The organism is Agrococcus citreus (genome assembly GCF_039527715.1).
In the GTDB taxonomy this organism is placed as follows: domain Bacteria; phylum Actinomycetota; class Actinomycetes; order Actinomycetales; family Microbacteriaceae; genus Agrococcus; species Agrococcus citreus.
In genome coordinates, this window is sequence record NZ_BAAAKK010000005.1 from 305,232 (window position 1) to 321,947 (window position 16,716).

9 protein-coding genes are annotated in these 16,716 nt (G+C 65.8%); all 9 read right to left on the reverse strand.

Going from position 1 to position 16,716, the window contains the following annotated elements:
• A partial coding sequence (locus ABD106_RS10285; protein WP_425545740.1) for a hypothetical protein occupies positions 1 to 211 on the reverse strand: 211 nt, incomplete at its 3' end.
• Between the two features lie 182 nt (positions 212 to 393).
• Positions 394 to 2,139: an HNH endonuclease signature motif containing protein gene (locus ABD106_RS10290; RefSeq protein WP_343920038.1), complete on the reverse strand. Its 1,746-nt coding sequence runs from the start codon at positions 2,137 to 2,139 to the stop codon at positions 394 to 396.
• A gap of 167 nt (positions 2,140 to 2,306) precedes the next feature.
• Positions 2,307 to 3,137 (reverse strand): MetQ/NlpA family ABC transporter substrate-binding protein, encoded by an 831-nt coding sequence (locus ABD106_RS10295; RefSeq protein ID WP_343920040.1) that lies wholly within the window; start codon positions 3,135 to 3,137, stop codon positions 2,307 to 2,309.
• A gap of 35 nt (positions 3,138 to 3,172) precedes the next feature.
• On the reverse strand, positions 3,173 to 3,988 hold the full coding sequence (locus ABD106_RS10300) for a methionine ABC transporter permease (protein WP_343920042.1): 816 nt from the start codon (positions 3,986 to 3,988) through the stop codon (positions 3,173 to 3,175).
• A complete protein-coding gene (locus ABD106_RS10305) occupies positions 3,985 to 4,971 on the reverse strand; it encodes a methionine ABC transporter ATP-binding protein (RefSeq protein WP_343920044.1) in 987 nt (328 codons plus the stop codon). The genes ABD106_RS10300 and ABD106_RS10305 overlap by 4 nt, the downstream gene beginning before the upstream one ends.
• A 185-nt stretch (positions 4,972 to 5,156) precedes the next feature.
• Positions 5,157 to 6,890 carry a DrmB family protein gene (gene drmB, locus ABD106_RS10310; protein WP_343920046.1) on the reverse strand — a complete coding sequence of 578 codons (1,734 nt, stop codon included), beginning with the start codon at positions 6,888 to 6,890 and terminating at the stop codon, positions 5,157 to 5,159.
• Entirely contained in the window at positions 6,877 to 10,101 is a 3,225-nt protein-coding gene (locus ABD106_RS10315; protein ID WP_343920048.1) for a helicase-related protein, read from the reverse strand. Before ABD106_RS10315 ends, drmB begins: the two co-directional genes overlap by 14 nt.
• Complete coding sequence (locus ABD106_RS10320; protein WP_343920050.1) at positions 10,098 to 11,891, reverse strand: UvrD-helicase domain-containing protein; 1,794 nt, start codon at positions 11,889 to 11,891, stop codon at positions 10,098 to 10,100. Before ABD106_RS10320 ends, ABD106_RS10315 begins: the two co-directional genes overlap by 4 nt.
• Complete coding sequence (locus tag ABD106_RS10325) at positions 11,888 to 16,576, reverse strand: sacsin N-terminal ATP-binding-like domain-containing protein (RefSeq protein ID WP_343920052.1); 4,689 nt, start codon at positions 16,574 to 16,576, stop codon at positions 11,888 to 11,890. The genes ABD106_RS10320 and ABD106_RS10325 overlap by 4 nt, the downstream gene beginning before the upstream one ends.
• Positions 16,577 to 16,716 lie beyond the last annotated feature (140 nt).

Consider the following 16,716-nt stretch of genomic DNA (forward strand, 5'->3'; position numbering starts at 1 on the left):
CGGCCGCCATCATGAGCGGACGCGGCCGGTGCACGCGGTCGAGGATCGCGCCCACGAGCGGCGCGGCGATGATGCTCGGCACGAGCGCGAGCGCTGCGAGCGCGGCGCCGAGGGCGATGTCACCCGTGATCGAGACCACGAGGATCGGGATCGCGATCTGCGCGCCGCTCGCAGCCGTCCGGATCGGCACCGAGGCCGCGAGCTGGCGCATGCCCGCAGCCTTCCCCTCATGATTCACGACCCGCGGGGATGACGACGTGGACGCAGACGAGGATGGACCAGCGTCGCGGGGGGATTGCATCCATCAAGCATGCCGCTCTGCACGCCGTGGAACCGAATGCGCGGTCTGCGCGCTGTGTGCGAAGGATGCGAGGCGTGCGAGGCCGACTCGGATCAGCGCCGCAGGACGATGCCGGGTCGCGGCAGCCGGTCGGCCCGCACTCGACGCCGGCGAGCCCGGCCGTGGTCGTCGAGGAGCGTGCGGAGGCGTCGCTCCGTCGGCCCGGATGTGCTCGGCCTGGATGCGCTCGCCTTGGATGCGCTGGGCGCAACCCGCGGGCGCCGTGGCTGTCGAGGGACGCACTCGGCTGACCTCGGCCCGCGCGGCTCGCGCGGTTCGGCGCTCGCGATGGTGGGCACATCGGTGCCGGCGAGGGGCTCCGGAATCCTCATGGCGAGCGAGTCGGGTGCGGCCGCGGCGAGCGATCCGCTGGCGACGGTCGCGGTGGCGATCGCAGTGGCGATCGGAGCCGCGGCGGATGCGCTGCCGCTCCACCGCGCCGGCTGGAGCAGCGGCACGATCCGCCAGTTGCCGGGCTCCGGTCCAGCCTTCTCGACGCGCAACCGGCCGGCGTGAATCTCGTGGTGGTGGTAGCTGCAGACGAGGATGCCGTTGTCGACGTCGGTGGCGCCGCCGAGCTGCCAGGGGACGATGTGGTGCGTCTCGCACCATGCCACGGGCATGCCACAGCCCTTGACCCGGCAGCCCTTGTCCCGCTTCGCGAGGGCGCGCTTCTGCGCGCGGGTGAAGAGCCGCTGCGCGCGGCCGAACCAGAGCGGGTGGCCGTGCTCGTCGACGATGAGGTGGTGGATGTCGGCGGAGCAGACGAGCCGGTCGACGTGCTGGATCGGCACGAGGCTGCTCGTGTGCTCGATCGTCAGCGTGCGGTCGGGGTTGCAAAGCTGCTGCACGTAGGCGCCGTACGCCTCCATCGTGCCGGTGAAGACGAGAGAGGGCGACTCGCCGCCTGCGAGCGGCGCATCACCGGAGGCAGCGTGCGCCTTGGCCATGGCGACGAAGGCGTCGTGCGCCTTCTGCTCGGGCGAGCGGTCGTCGAGCGAACGCTCCGCGCTGCTGCAGTCGGCTCCCGAGCCGCCGCCGTGATCGCAGTGATCGTCGTGGAACGCGACCTTGACGCGTGGGCCGGTGTACGCATCCACCACCGCCTTGATGGCGGAGCCGTCCTCGGCGGGGGAGCGGATGACGGTGAGCCACGAGCCGTCGCGCTGCTGCCGGATGCGCAGCGACCGAAGCGCGCGCTGCTGCTCGTCGTTCGGGAGCACCCCGTCGGGGTCGAGGAGCGCCACGCACCGGCGGGCCAGCACCACCAGCTGCTCGGGTGGCAGCGGCGTGGCCGGGTCGGTGGCCGCGCCGACCAGGAGCTGCTCGGCCTCGGCGAGCTGCTCGACGTCGGCTCGGGGAGCGGCCGGTTCGATGGTCGAGACGATCGCGTGCGCCTGCGCGAACGAGATCTCGGCCTCGGCGAGCGCGCCGGCGACCCCCGGATACCTGGCGGGGATGGCGGCGCCGGTGATGGCGATCGACGGCGATGTCGCGCGCGCCATGAGCAGCAGGTCGAGCGCGCGGCGGGAGCCGAGACCGAAGGCTCTCGCGACCGCCTCGCGCTCGTGCCGAGCCCCGAGCAGCATGCAGAGCGGCTCATCTGCCGCGCCGTGCGTGCGCTCCTCCACCTCGTGGGCGAGCCGCACCTGCAGGCTCTCGGCGACTCGGGCCAGCTCTGCGACTCGGCCGAGCAGCTCGGCGACCTCGCCGTTCGACGCAGTCGAGAACGACGGGGCTTCGGCGAGCAGGCTGCGGGCGGCAGCGACCGCTGCTCGTGCCTGCTCGGTGCTCGTCATCGCCGCCTCCTTGTGAGGAGAGTAGATGCGACCACCCACATCGACTCCGCCTCGTTGCGAGCAGAGTAGACGCGGCCACTGACACGCGACCCGGCGCCGGAGACGCAGTCGCGCCGCGTGCACAGGGCACGCGGCGCGACTCGGATATCAGCGGGTGAGCGGGTCGATCACTCGGTGCCGGGCACGATCAGGCCGCCCCAGGTCTCGAGCATGTAGGCATCCGTCTCGTCGCTCGTGAGCAGCTCGTAGAGCTTCGCGATGCGCGGGTCGTCCTGCAGCTCGGGCGTCGTGGCGAGGATGTTGAAGTACTCGGAGTCGTCGCCTTCGGTGAGGATCGCCTGATCCTGCGTGAGGCCGGCCGGCAGCGCGAACGATGCGGTGACGAAGACGGCGTCGTTGTCGGGGATCGCGAGCGGCAGCGTCGCGTTCTCGACCTCGGAGAACCGGAAGTTCGACGGGTTCGCGGTGATGCCGTCGAGGTTCGTGGCGCCCTCGGCGATCTCGATGAGGCCCTCGGCCGCAAGGATCTCGAGCGCGCGAGCCTCGTTGGTCGGGTCGTTCGGGATGGCGATCGTCGCGCCCTCGCCGAGCTCGTCGATCGACGTGAGCGACTCGGAGTAGAAGGCGGCGGCCGGCAGGTAGACCTCGCCGACCGAGACGAGCGTGCCGCCGGCCTGCGAGTTGTACGTCTCCATGAACGTCGAGTTCTGGAAGAGGTTGGCGTCGGTCGTGCCGTCGGAGAGCGCCGGGTTGGGCGTGTTGTAGTCGGTGAACTCGACGTACTCGATGTCGAGCCCGGCCTCCTCGGCGAGGTTCTCGTCCACCCACTCGAGGATGTCGCCCGCGGGCACGGGCAGCGCGCCCACGCGGATCTCGCCGAGCGAGCCGTCGGCCGGGGCCTCGGGGGTGGATGCGCCCGACGAGCAGGCGGCGAGGGCCGCGACGGTGATGCCGGCGGCGATGGTCGTCGCGATGCGACGGGTGGTGCGGGAGGCCATGGTGATTCCTTCGGGGGTGAGGTGCTGGGGCGCGGCTACGCGCTGCGGGGCGTGTCGCGGTCGAGGGTGCCTTGCGTGTTGGTCGTGAGGTCCACGTCGAGGTGGGCCTGCGCATCCGCCATCGCGTCCTTCTTGGGGCCGCGTCGGGTGGAGGGTGCGCCGAGCTTGCGGGCGAGCGCGGTCAGCGCCCACTGGATGAGCTGCACGAGGAGGAAGAGGATGATGACGACGCCGACGATGTGGATCCAGCTGTAGCGCTGCATGCCGTACGTGAGCGCGACGTTGCCGAGGCCGCCGCCGCCGACCACGCCGACCATCGCCGAGAAGTTGATGATCGAGGTGATCGTGGTGGCGGTGCCGAGCAGGATCGATGGGGTCGCCTGCGGCAGCAGCACGCGGCGCACGAGCAGCCAGCGCGAGGCGCCGAGGGACTCCGCCGCCTCGAACAGGCCCGGGTCGACCTCGCGCACGGCGATCTCGACGACGCGCACGAAGAACGGGATGGCGACGAGCGTGAGCGGCACGATCGCCGGGCCGGTGCCGATGAACGAGCCGAGCAGCCAGCGGGTGAGCGGGATGAGCGCGATCATCAGCACGATGAACGGCACCGAGCGGCCGAGGTTGACGACGAAGCCGAGCACCGCGTTGATGATGCGGCCGAGGGCGCGCGAGCCGAACGGGCGCTCGAGGAAGCGCGCCTGCTCGGTGCCGACGAGGATGATGCCGAGCGGCAGGCCCACGACGAAGGTGATCGCCATCGCGACCGCCGTCATGTAGAGGGTCTCCCACGTGCCCTCGAGCAGCACGGCGAAGAGGTTGGGCCAGAAGTCGGGCGAGGCCATGTCGATCATGCGAGCACCTCCCAGGCGGTGACGCCCTGTGCGGTGAGCGAGTCGATCACCTTGAGCGCGACGGATGCGTCGCCGGGCACGGCGAGGCGGGTGCGGCCGGCCTGGTGCCCCCCGATCGTCTCGAGCGCGGCGCCGAGGATGGAGACGTCGAGCCCGAAGTCGCGCGAGAGCTGCGCGATCACCGGGCGGTCGGCGCTGAGCCCCGTGTAGGTGATGTCGATGATGCGGTGGTTGGGGATGTAGTGCGCCTCGCCCACCGGGAAGAGCTCGGCGGCGACGCGGCTGCCGGGCGTGCGGATGAGCTCGTCGAGGCTGCCCTGCTCGATGACGCGACCGTGCTCCATGAGGGCGGCGGCGTCGCAGATGCGCTTGACGACCTCCATCTCGTGCGTGATGAGCAGCACGGTGAGGCCGAGCTCGCGGCTGAGGCGGCGGATGAGCTCGAGGATCGAGCGGGTCGTCTCGGGGTCGAGCGCGCTGGTCGCCTCGTCGCTCAGCAGCACGTCGGGGCCCGAGGCGAGCGCACGAGCGATGCCGACGCGCTGGCGCTGGCCGCCGGAGAGCTGGCTCGGGCGGTCGTCGGCGCGGTGTGCGAGGCCGACGAGGTCGAGCATCTCGAGCGCCTTCGGGCGGCGCTCCTGCTTGGGGGCGCCAGTGGCCTCGAGCGCGAACTCGACGTTCTGCGCGACGGTGCGGTTGCCGACGAGGTTGAAGTGCTGGAAGACCATGCCGATCTTGTGGCGCTCGTTGAGCAGCGCCTTGCCGCTGAGGGCGGTGACGTCGACGCCGTTGACGGTGACGCGGCCGGAGTCGGGCCGCTCGAGCGCGTTGACGGTTCTGAGGAGCGTGGACTTGCCGGCGCCCGACTGTCCGACGACGCCGAAGATCTGCCCCTTGGCCACCTCGATGGAGACGTCGTCGAGCGCGACGACGGCGTCGGGGCCGTAGCCGAACCGTCTGCTGACGTGCTCGATCGAGATCATGGAACTCCAAGCGGGGGCGCGGTCAACGCCCTGTGTTGGGGGAAGGGTGACCCGACTGCGGCGGCGGGCTGCCTTCCATTCTCTCGCGGATGGGTCGTCGGCGCGAGCATGTGACGTCGCGTGACACTGCTGGGCGGCGCTGCCACCGGCCGACGCGCCTGTGCGAGGCGCGCGGCACCAGCGGCCTACGTGATCGCGCCGATCTTGTCGAAGAGGCCGCCATTCGTTCCATCTGTCCAGCCGACCAGGGTCACGCGATCGAGGTAGATGTTGCGATGCTCGCAACTCGTCTCCGGGACCAAGAGGCAGGCGTGGCACGCAGCCAAGTTCAAGCCGTCGGATCCAGACGGCCCGGACTCAGCACACACCGGGTCGTTCGAACACCATCCAGCACGAGAGACGGCCGCGGACAGTGCCCGCGCAAAACTAGCTGCCTGGCCGAGCGCCGCCAACCCGCCAAGACTTCCAGCGGAGTCCGACGATGCGGTATATAGCAGGATGCCAGCCTGCCCCTCCCCAGCGTAGATCCGTTCGCGGAGTGAACCAACGGGATAACCTGCATCGAGGCTGAGTTCGACCATCAGAGCGTGCGCGATGGAATGTACCGCAAGGAACCTCGCTGTCGGCGGGGTGACAGCAACATCCCCGGTGGAGATATTGCGTGCATCGATCGCGGATGCGAGCGCGCCAGCGCGCAACGATGCGAGACTTTCGCTCTCCCATCCCTTGACGACGCTCTCGTCAAGACGTACGAAGATCCCCTCTCCCAGCACCTCGGTTGCAGGCAGCCAATTTACCCTTTGGTGACTCAGCTTCGCGATCGCGGGTGACGCCGTCGCTGTGGGGGCAGCTGTGACTCGTGTGAACCCGGCGAGCGCCCGCACCTCCCGCAACCGTGGGACGACGGAGACCTGCCCGATGAATCGGCGAATCGCAGGATGCACGGCGACCTGGATGCAGCGGAAGGTGTCGAGCGAGGCTCCATCGTTACCGTCGACGAGTGCTCGGTATTCTTCGTCGCGGAGCGAATCGTCCGTGGGGGCAGCCGTGGTGGCGAGGCCCTTGCGCTGACGCACGGCATCGACGATCCCTTGCACGGTGAGCGATTCGGAGCGGCTCTCCGCGATCATTTGTGAGACGGTATCGCGCAGTGGATCGTCGGGCATGTACTGCAACATCGGCCAGTACTTGGTAACGAACTTGGCGTCGGGACTGGACCAGGGCGGAATGGAGATCGCCGATTGCATGGCTGCGAACCAGACGTTGGCCGACCCGCGCTGCAGGACGCGTAACGGCTTACCGCACGCGTCATCCCGAGCCCCGGGCAACCACGGGCGCCTGCCCGAACATGGCTTGATCTCCCGGAGCGCCATCCGTGAGAATGAGCCCTCCAGATTGTATGGTCGTACGCCGCAACTGCAGTGGATTTCGATGTCCGCGAGAGAAGACGACGCGCCGCGAGTCTCGATCCTCAAGAGGTGGCTTCCTCCGGTCGAGGGGGCTCCTCGATGGACCCATGCGAAGTACGGGAAGTCCTCGATGTGTCCGTCTTCGCAGCACGCAACGAAGCGAGAAGGGGTGAGGTCTCGATCCTCGCATTCCGGAGCATCGCAGGTCATCGATTTCGAATTGAACTTCCAGAACGGCGCGAGCCTGCGGCAGTTCGGGCAATAGTGCATCTCAGGAAACCGCACGGCGGGCACATCACCGCTGGAGCGCCCGCTCGACGGCCCCCGAAAGTGCGCAACACCCATCGACCTCGCGAGTCGCGGTTCCTCGATACTCGGAGATGATCGCTCATCCCAATCGTCTATCCCGCAGATCATAAAGCTCTGGTCGCCTGCCGGAAACAGCGAGCCAACGCCATAGGTCGTGACCAGTTGGCTCTGCCTCGCCTTCGGTCGATCAGTCGTGGCCATCGGTGACCTCCTCGGGCTTGGCTCTCCGGCTGGACATGATCTTCAACGTACTTTCACGATCGACGTTTCTGAGGCTGGTCAATGTCGGCCACGGCACCGAAGAGGGTGGAAAGCTCTCGATCAGGAGTTCACCTTCGTCATCCAGCATGCTGGAATCTCCCGCGGGCACGATGAGAGATCGTAGTTTGTGGCTCTGCTTCGGCCACCGAACATAGCGTGTGATCGCGTTGTCGTCTGCCGCCTCTGTCCATTGATCGATCAACTGTTGCAGCGAAGCTTCGACCTGCGCTGCGACATCCTCGCCGTCCTCGCGTTGCACGGACAGGACACGCTTTCGTATCACGGCTACGACTTCAGCGAACCCCCGTGCCGCTACGGGTACGCGCACGTCAACATCTCCGGCTGCACCGGAGATTCCGTGTCGAGCCAGTATGGCGAGGAGTCCGTGCAGGCCGCGATCAAGTGCGCGTGCGGCGAAGGGTGTTGCACCGGTTGCCTCTACCTGTTGATAGAGGGCGCGATGGTAGGAAGTGAAGCCTTCATAGTGGGAGAGGTCGCGAGAACGTGACGCGTTGAACATCGTGAACACCAGGCCCGGATGCTTGCGGCCAACGCGACTGGTCGACTGGATGTACTCGGCGGTGGTTTGCGGCTGTCCCATCACAGCCATGAGTCCGAGTCGGTCGACATCGACTCCGACGGAGATCATGTTCGTCGCCAAGACGATGTCGGGACTGCCCTTGGACGGGTATGGAGTCGCCAACGCATCGAGCATGTCAGGAATATCACTCGACCGAACGCGTGACGTGAGCTCATCGGGAGAGCGGGTCGCTCGCGCGATCGAGCCGTTTCGCGTTGCCACTACCTTGATCCGGTCGCGGACGTCGTCGATAGATTGGATGTAGGCGGAACCGAGCACCCGCAGACTGTTGAAGTAGCCGAGCAGCGTCCAGTACGCGTCGCGCACGTCGTCGTCGCAGTCGAGGTCTCGAGCGCCCTGAAGCAGCGCGGCGTACGTTCTGACCAGCAGAGTTGCGTGGCTCGTCGACGGTGCCATCAGACCCACATAACGTCGGGTCCCCTTTTGCGCCGCCTCCGCGTCCACTGCGAAGAACGAATCTCCGGCGTCGATCCCCGGCGGTGGGAACTGACGAGACTCGCGATCGAAGACTGCCCGCACCTGTTGGCTCGCGCGTCGAATGGTGGCCGTAGATGCGACCACCTTGGGCCGGCGCCCTGTCCCGCCGTCGGTTGCGAGGTGGTCGATCGCGGTCTCGTACAAGCCCACCAAGGTCCCGAGCGGGCCGCTGATCAAGTGCAGCTCATCCTGCACGATCAGGTCGGGCGGGGCGTGGAAGCCCACCCCGAACAGGCGCCCTGCCTCAGCCTTCCACGCAAGCATGGCGAACTTGTCGACCGTGCCGATCACGAGAGAAGGGAGTCGTGCGTAAACGTCGGAATCTATGAGATGAACCGGCAGGCCGCGAGCGAAGCGACATTCGCGGTTGCTGCACCGCACCTGGAGACTGGCGTCAACTACCGCATAGTCGTACGGCGTGAGCTGCGTGCCACACCACGGGCACCGCAACAGCTGGACCGGGTCGCCAAGCTCTCCCGTGGGCTCGTCGTTGCGCTTCTTCTTGAGCGCGGCGGCGGCGTCTTTGGCATTGTTGGGTGTCGCCGCTTGCCCGACCCAAAGCCCTATGGAGAACGGCTCCCTCGACTTGAGGTCGGATTCGCGTTCTCGCAGATCCTCGAGGGCACAGATCAGTCCGGCTGCACGCTCGAACTGCTGCAGAGTCAACAGGCGGAGGGTGTAGCGCATGATGACTCCAACGCCACCGCCGTCGCCGTTCTCTCCGACGCCGCGCAGGCGTCGAAGTAGAAGCGTGATCGCGATGAGTCCGAGGTAGGCCTCTGTCTTCCCGCCGCCGGTCGGGAACCAAAGCAGATCAGCCAAGTCGCGATCTCCGCTGTCAGCGGATGCGACGCCCTCGAGGTTGAGAAGGATGAAGGCGATCTGGAACGGCCGCCATGCGCCGACGATGTCAGTCGGGGGCCGAGTGAGTCGCTGGCGAATCATTTCTTGACGCGTCCGCTGCTCTTGCATCACTTGGTTCATGAGTCGGAAGGCTCGACCCACTACCTCGTCTTCCTCGAGAAGCGCGATACCACGTCGCATCCGCTGCGCGGCGCGCTCAGCTTCTTCGAGATGTTTTCTCGCGGCGACCTGGTGGACCTGTGGTAGGTCGGGGATGCGCGCGCGCTGCTCGAGGATCCAGGCCTCGTACTTTGCGACGAGGTGAAGAAGTGGGTCGACCGAGCCCGCGTCCGCGAGATTCGGCATCTCGAGACCCGCGATGTCAGCTCGATCTGCCTCTGCTAGCTGAAGATCGTGTGTGGGGAAGAAGGTCGTTGCCAGGTGGGTGACGTGGTGTTGTTCTTCCCACGTGACCGCGACTCCGTGGCCGACCGCGAGATTGCGTTCCTTTCGGTAGAGCAAAGCCCCGCTGCGCTCGTCGGCGTCCAAATGCCCTAACAGGCGTTCCGGGCTGCGATCCGCGAACTCGCCACCGATCGACGACACCTCGATTTCTGGCCTGAACCAGGCGAAGGCGTCGGAGCGCTCCTTCTCGGGCTTGGTCGTTGTGTTGAGCAACACGACGGTCACGCTCACGACGCCCCACCGGGGCGGACGAACGACGGCTCGAAGCTGCAGCCCGTCGTGGAGGTCGTGTTGTTTGGTCCCTGGCGTGAGGTCGATGACCGTGTCGGTGGGGCCGTGGCTCACTCGCCTCCATTCGAGCACCGTTTGCGTCTTGGCTCGGCTGGCAACGATTGGCTCAACGGCGGGTCCGTCCAGAGCGACGGGAGCATAGCGGTCCGCCCGGACGACGATGGAGAGCGCCTGGGTCTCTTCCGTGACACCGAACGTCAGGCCGATTGTCGAGGGGTAGCGCAGGTGGGCGAACGAAACCCCAGGGTCGTACCCCGCATCCGGAGCGACCTCGGATTCGTCCTCGGGAACCTCATTCGCGGCTTCCACGGCGGCGGTCGAGCCGCCGCCTTCCAGCGGATGAAGGATCCCGACGATGAAGCGGTCAAGCGGTGATTCGTCGAGTAGCTCATCTGCCGCGCTCCCGTAGAGGTCGGCGGCCACGGCTCCTGCCATCGCCTCCCTCGCGAGGTACCAGGGGCTGAGATCCTTCATGAGGTAGATCCGTTCCACTTGATGTTCAGGAGCCCGGAGGCCACCGGGACTAGCCACAGTCCGCTCCTCGAGCCCTGGCCCGTGGGCAGTTCAGGACGAGTGGCGATGGCATCGACACGTGCGCCAGCGAGGGCGGGCCAAGCGCGGCTGCTCTTTTCTCTGCTCCGGATCCGCGCCGCTAGAGCCTCGCCAAAGGCGGGAGTGGTCTGCGCGACCAGGATTCCGGCATGGGTGACCGAATAGACGGGCACGCTTAAAGTGGATTGCCTCGGATCGGGCGAGAGCGTCAGCGCGTCTCCTCGCGCTACGGAATCGCGGAGATACCTCTGCGTTGCGGCGTGGTCGTCTCGCCCTTGGCTAGGTCGCTCGAGATCCTCGAGGCGCAGTTCAAACCCGTGTGTCATCCAGTCCTGCGGGCCCCCCACGATCCAGCGGCCCGACGAGGATGCGCTACGGCTATCTCGTCGCACCCATCGGTCGTCCGGGCCGATGGCGCGCACCAGCCGGCGACGTGCCCGTGTGATGGCTACATATCGGGCGCGATCTCGCTCCCCATAGTCGTCGCTTCGCTCTAGCAACCTCTTCGACGCGAAATCGACGAGGACCACGTTGTCGAACTCCAGTCCCTTTGCTCGATGCACTGTCGACACAACAAATCCGGTCTCGACCTGATCGATCAGCGCGGGCGGCAGGGGCCTCGGCTGTCGCAGGCGCTGCGCGAGCTTCCGAAGGTCGACGTCGGGGCCTCGGCTGGGGGCGACCGCCCGCATCCCACGCCACCGAGCGAGAGCATCCGCGTCGGGTTCCTGCTCCGCCGTGATGTCGACGAACTCGGTTCGGGTCAGGTCTCGGGTCTCGATGCCCGCAAGAGCGGGTGCAAGCCATCTTGCAATGACACGCTGTTGTGCGCCGCGGCTTAGTTCTACGTTGTGGCCGCCATCAGTAAGCGTGCGGGCAACCAGCAGCGCTTGACCATTGGTTGCGGTAAGGAAGGCTGTGCGACCGGGCCAGCGATCGGCCGCAATTGCGGCGGCATCCACAGAGCCAACCTGCACGATCCTCGAGATGAACCTCTCGAGCTCCACTCCGTCGTCGGCGCCCAGCGCAGAGTGCCGCAATCCGGCAGCGGCAAGGCTGTCTCGCGTTAAGGCTCGATACTGACCTGCAAGGGTCCGTTGAGAGACGTCGCCGAGGTCGAGCACTCGAAGGCACAGCTCCTGGGCAGTCGTGTCCGATGCACGCTTCTTCGGTCGTCTTGGGTCTGGTCGCAGCTGGAAGTCGTAGATGCCCTGCGCTAGGTCACCGAGCAGGCTGAATCCAGATCCAGACGGCAGAGCCTGGAGAATCGAGATCAGGAAGTCGGCGCGCACGCCAACCACATCTTGAACCTCGTCGACGATCAGGTGCTGCAGCGAGCCCAACCTGTCCCATCGGTTGGCCTGCACCAGTTCAGTGGCCATTTCGATGCGACGGTCGAATGAGGCGGTCGGCACATCAGAATCCGACAAGTCTCTGATCGCCTCACGTGCGAGGGAGTCCAGCGTTTGCACCGTTACCGCAGGCAAGCCGTGCGCCCGCAGCCGCTCGTCTACAGCACGGACCGCGGCGTTGGAAAAGGAGATGACGACCAGTTCGCTCGAACCGTCGAGGTCGTGATGCTCGAGTAGGTTCGCTACGAGTGCTGATATCGTCTGCGTCTTGCCTGCACCGGGGCCCGCGAAAACTAATTGTCGCGCGCGAGCCTCGACAGCAGAGACTTGCTCCTGCGAGGCATCGAGTCCGGCGATCAATCTTTGGTCCAGAGGTGCTCGAACTTGTTGAACGCCAGAAGCTCCCCGTAGTTGATGAAGTTGTCCTTTACGTTGACGATGAGGACTTCGTCCGTTCCACCATTCCGCTCGCCGCGGAGCCCTCTTCCAATCATCTGCTGATAGACGACTGGGCTGAAGGTCGGCCGCGTGACGTAGACGGCCTGTGCTTTCGGAGCGTCGAATCCTTGCGCGAGCACATTGTAATTCGTGAGCACCCGAATTCTTCCAGCTTTGAACTCCTCGATGTAGTGGCGGCGCGCTGCGGGCTCGGTTTCTGCGGATATCGAGACAGCGGAGACCCCTCGTTGGGTCAGCAGGGCGGCAAGTACACGGGAGCTCTCTACCGACGGCGCGAAAGCAAGTATCGTCCAGTCGTCAGGGCGCGCCTCAATCGAGTCGACGATGCGGAGGGTTCGTGCGGCATCTCCGCCGAGGGTCTCGGCCACCGAAGAAGGCAAGGTCTTGAGCCTCTCGACTTCCGCGAGCTCGACCGGAGTGAATTGCACATCGACGCCGTCGAGCGATTCATGGCGTACGCGTGCTAGCACGCCCATCTCCTGCAGCTCCTTGTACGGATCTTCCTTCGAGAAAGCCCCGCGGTCGAGGCGGTTGCTGTCGAATCGGTTAACCAGCCGGTCGGTTGCCTCTTCGGAATCCACACCTCGGAACGGTGTTGCTGTGAGACCGATGAGGGGGCGCCGTTCGGTCTTGTCTCTGCCTCGCGTTGCCCGACCCAACCAACCCAGTATCTCGGTGTACGTGGAAGCGATCGAAGCGTGTGCCTCGTCGATCACTACTGCAGACGGGGAGCGAAGCCATTCGTATTCGTCAGAAGGCCGGGTCGTTATGGAGTGCAGCTTGCTCGTGGTCGTGATGATCAGCTGGAAGCTGCCGGGCTCTTCCGGCACTTCGTTGTCCCCCCACAGCCGCCCGAGACGCATCGGTATCCCGGGTCCGATCGCACGCCATACGTATGACCAAGAGTCAGCCGCCTGCTCGCAAAGCTCATCGGTCTGCGCGATCCAGACCAGTGGAGCATCCGTGGACAGGTCGCCATCTTTGAGAGCGTTGGTCAGGGCCTGCACGGTGACGCGCGTCTTGCCGGCTCCGGTCGGCAGAGACACCATGCCTCGGTCTTCGCCTACCCCCCTGAGGAGGGCCTTGATGCGGTCCGTGACGAAGCGCTGGTAGCCATGCAGCTCGCCCAACACCGCCGGGCCTTCGATGATCTCGACCGCCGGGCGTGAGCCACCGGGAAATCCAGCCCAATCAGCCGGGAATCCGAGTGAATTGACCCACTGGCGCGTAACCCGGCGTCCCGCCCATTCCTTTGGCGGCTGCAAGCCCTGCTCGTCGAGCGCCGCTCGTAGGTGGCGGAGGATGCCAACTCCGTGAACCGCGCGCGCCAGCCCAGCGATCTCGCGTTCAGATACACCGCCGGGTCGAGCCTCGAGGATTTCGAGCGCTTGAGCCGGGATCGCCCGTCGGAGCGGATCGACGCCGACCGCTGCCAAGAGGCGGTCGTCGTGGTCAGCGGCCCGTTTGATCCTGACTCGTCGCTCGTCCGTGGCGGTCGCGGCCATCTGATCCAGGATGCCTGCCAAGTCCGCGGGTTGCAGGCCGAGCGAGAGCGCTTCGGAAATCTGGGCGAGGCGGCGGGTCGGCTCCTCCGCGGTGACGAAAATCGTGTCACCTTCACGGCGGACCGAGATGGGCTTCGCAACTTGGCCGCGCGGCGTCGCCATCATCTTCACGATCCTTGCCGCCGGTTGCAGTCGCAGATCGAAATCTTCCGCCTTCAGCCATAGTTTGAGGGGCGGGAACGCATCCGTTGCGTAGATGGCCTCACCGGACGGCTCCGTGACGACCTCCTCTTGCAGGAGGTCGGTACCAAGCGGCATGCCCCACAGCTCGATGAATCGTTGAGCGTCGTCGGCGTCCGGTACCAGCAAGGCGGGAACCTGCGCCTCCAGCATGGATTCGTAGGTGGCTTCGTCGATTGCGATCCCGACGTTCCCAAGCGGAACCGACTGGGTGGCGCGTCCCACTCTGACGACAATCTCATCTGGCCGGATCTGGCCCGGCAGCCACGCGTAGAACGCGGCCCGCCGCTGATCGTCCACGTCGCCTCGGGTCCACGTGTCGGCGATCGCCTTGAGTTTCATCCAATCGCTGGAAACATATTCAGCTGGATCGTCCTTGATGCTCAACGCGGCGGCAACCGCATCAGACACTTCGACTGCCGGCAGTACCGCTGGATCCACCATGTCGCCGCTCCGCACGACCCGGCTCGCGGACAGCAGCCCGAATGCCGTTTTCAAGAGTCCGTAGCGGCGTAGCAGCCAGGTCTCGGGCGACGCTACAAATGCGCGCCCGTAACTATTGTTGGTCTGGTGTCGCACCTGCCAGTCTTCGCCAAGTCCATGGCGCAGTACGTGCTCGGTTATCGCCGCTCGAGCGGCGTCGGACATGAAACGCATCTGCTCGAGTGGCCACGGCGGCGCAGATCCGGAGATCTGAAGTCTTGTGCGGTCCGGCTTGGCCCCAGTCTGCTTGTCCGTAAACTCGTCGAAGCCCATCTGCTCGAACTGGTCCAGCCACGTTTCGCGTGGCGCGTCGTGTCTCCAAACCGGAGCATCGACAGCTCCCAGCCGTCTCAAGAGATCGGCGTCGTTCTGATGGAAGTTCGGATCGATTAGGAAGGCTCGGTCGCGGCTCCCGTCGGCGGGAATCACTACACCAGCAAGAAAAACTTTCGAGAGAGGCACGAACTGTCGATCCGCGTTTCTGACACAGACGAGCGTCACCAGAGGTTCGCCGAGATCTTCCCGGAGGATGCGGACTGCGGTGTCCGCCGGTATGTCTCTGAGTACCGTCCAGACGCGTTGCCAATTGTCCGGAGTATTGCCACCTCTTCCCTTGATTTTCGCGATTGATGCGTGCAGTTCGCCGCTACGGTCCATGACCACGACGCCCAGGCGCGCCAGTTGCTCGCGGATTCCGGGATAGTTGGCCAGGTCGGCGTTGACGTAGGACACATCGTCGGCAGCTTCGCCCTCGACCCTGACGAAGACGCGTCCACGTTCAGGCGCCGCCAGCGAGCCATCCTCGAGGAGCACGATCCGCGCGCGCTTGATCGCGGTGACGACCGCGGTCCGCGTCTTGGGGTCGTGGATGCCCGTGGCGTCCGCCATTATTTCGGCCGCAAGCCCAATCGCCGCCGCAGCCTGAGACGCAGTGGGTCTTGCGACCAGCGCTTGCAACCAGACGTCAAGCCCAACCAGGTTGGTTCCGTCGCGTCGAAGGCCCGCGGGCCGCATCAGCCTCTCAACTTTGGACCGGCGTTCCGGTGTGCGATAAACGTCGCGATGAACCCACTCCGCCGTCGGCGCGTTCGGGAGCGCCGCCCAGTTCTGCAACCAGGCGTCGGTGGCATCTCCGACCCATTGAAGGTCTCGTGGGAGTCGGAGCGCGCTAGCTCCATCTGGTATCGACGGCGCCGTGCGCAGGCGCTTGTAGATGGGCTCGTTGATGTCGCGGTCGGCCCAGTTTCGGGCTTCGTCGCCTCGCGCGGGAAGCGCGTCGATCACTGCAGCGGGTGAATGGAAGCCGGAAAATCTGCCGATGGCCTCAGCGACCAGTTCCGGCAGCCGCCCTAGCAGCTCCCTATTGAACGGGCCCTCCAGCAGACCCGTACGATCGTCGCTGAGCTTCCACGCGGCGTTGATCAGCCCTGAAAGCGTCGACTGAAATTGCGTAGGGAAGTACGCCCAGAAGGTTCCAAGACCCGGTGACGACTGCATCGGCAGCGCGTACTGCAGCTCGACCTTCTGGCGAGCCGCGATGTGCCCTCCATCCCTTAGCGCCTGCGGTGTGGGCTCGTGGCTGAGGCGGGCAATCGCCCAGGGCTGAGGCTCTTGCCCATCGACATGGAGCAAGGCAATGCCTTCTCGCACTGACTCCTGGCGAATGGAGCGCGTAGCTGGGCGCCCTGACCTACCCGGTCTTGCCGTGGGATCGGAGCCAGCCTCGTTCCGCAAGACCGCTCGCGAAATGTGAGGGGAGAAGAGGACGAACTGCGGAGAGAAGTCGTAGAGCCGCTTCGAAATCTCGTCGACCGGCACGTTGAGCGGCACAACGACAACGGTGGCCGCCCATTCCATGAGCTGGGCCAAGACCGGGTCCGCTGCGCCTTCCGCCGCGGCGCTCACTACTCTCGCCAGCCGCATGATCGGGTACTGGGGCAGGTCGTAGCCCTCGCTACGTAGCGTCTCGGCCGCCCAACCCGCGTCGAACGCGAACGCAACGGTTCGACTCACGACGAGTGGTCGCTCGGAAACCGCAAGCAGCGACTTGAAGCCGATCCCAAACTTGCCGATTCGCTCATCGTCCTTCGCGGAGATGTCTGAAGCCAGGATGGAGCGGACGCCCTCGGCCGTGAACGGCTCGCCATCGTTGGCTACGTAGAGCGTCGATTTCGTCAACACCACTTCCACTCGAGAGCCGTTGTGCTTGGCTGCGTCTGTCGCGTTCTGGACCAGCTCCTCGAGTTGCCGGCTCGAATACCCGCCTTGCGAGATCCGGCGCTCATTGTTGGCGTCCTGAGTGATCCGGCTAGGGTCCTTCGCGTAAACGTCCAGGCAAACCCTGGTCTGCTCGCGCACGACAGCATCCAAGTCGGACGTATCAAGCTCCCAACCTCGCATGAGACCTCCATCGGCGCGAAGCTCGACACCCGCGGTCGCTGGGGACAACCGGAGTCTTTGTTTGAACCTAGCTGACGCGTCGGACACGTACCGACGCG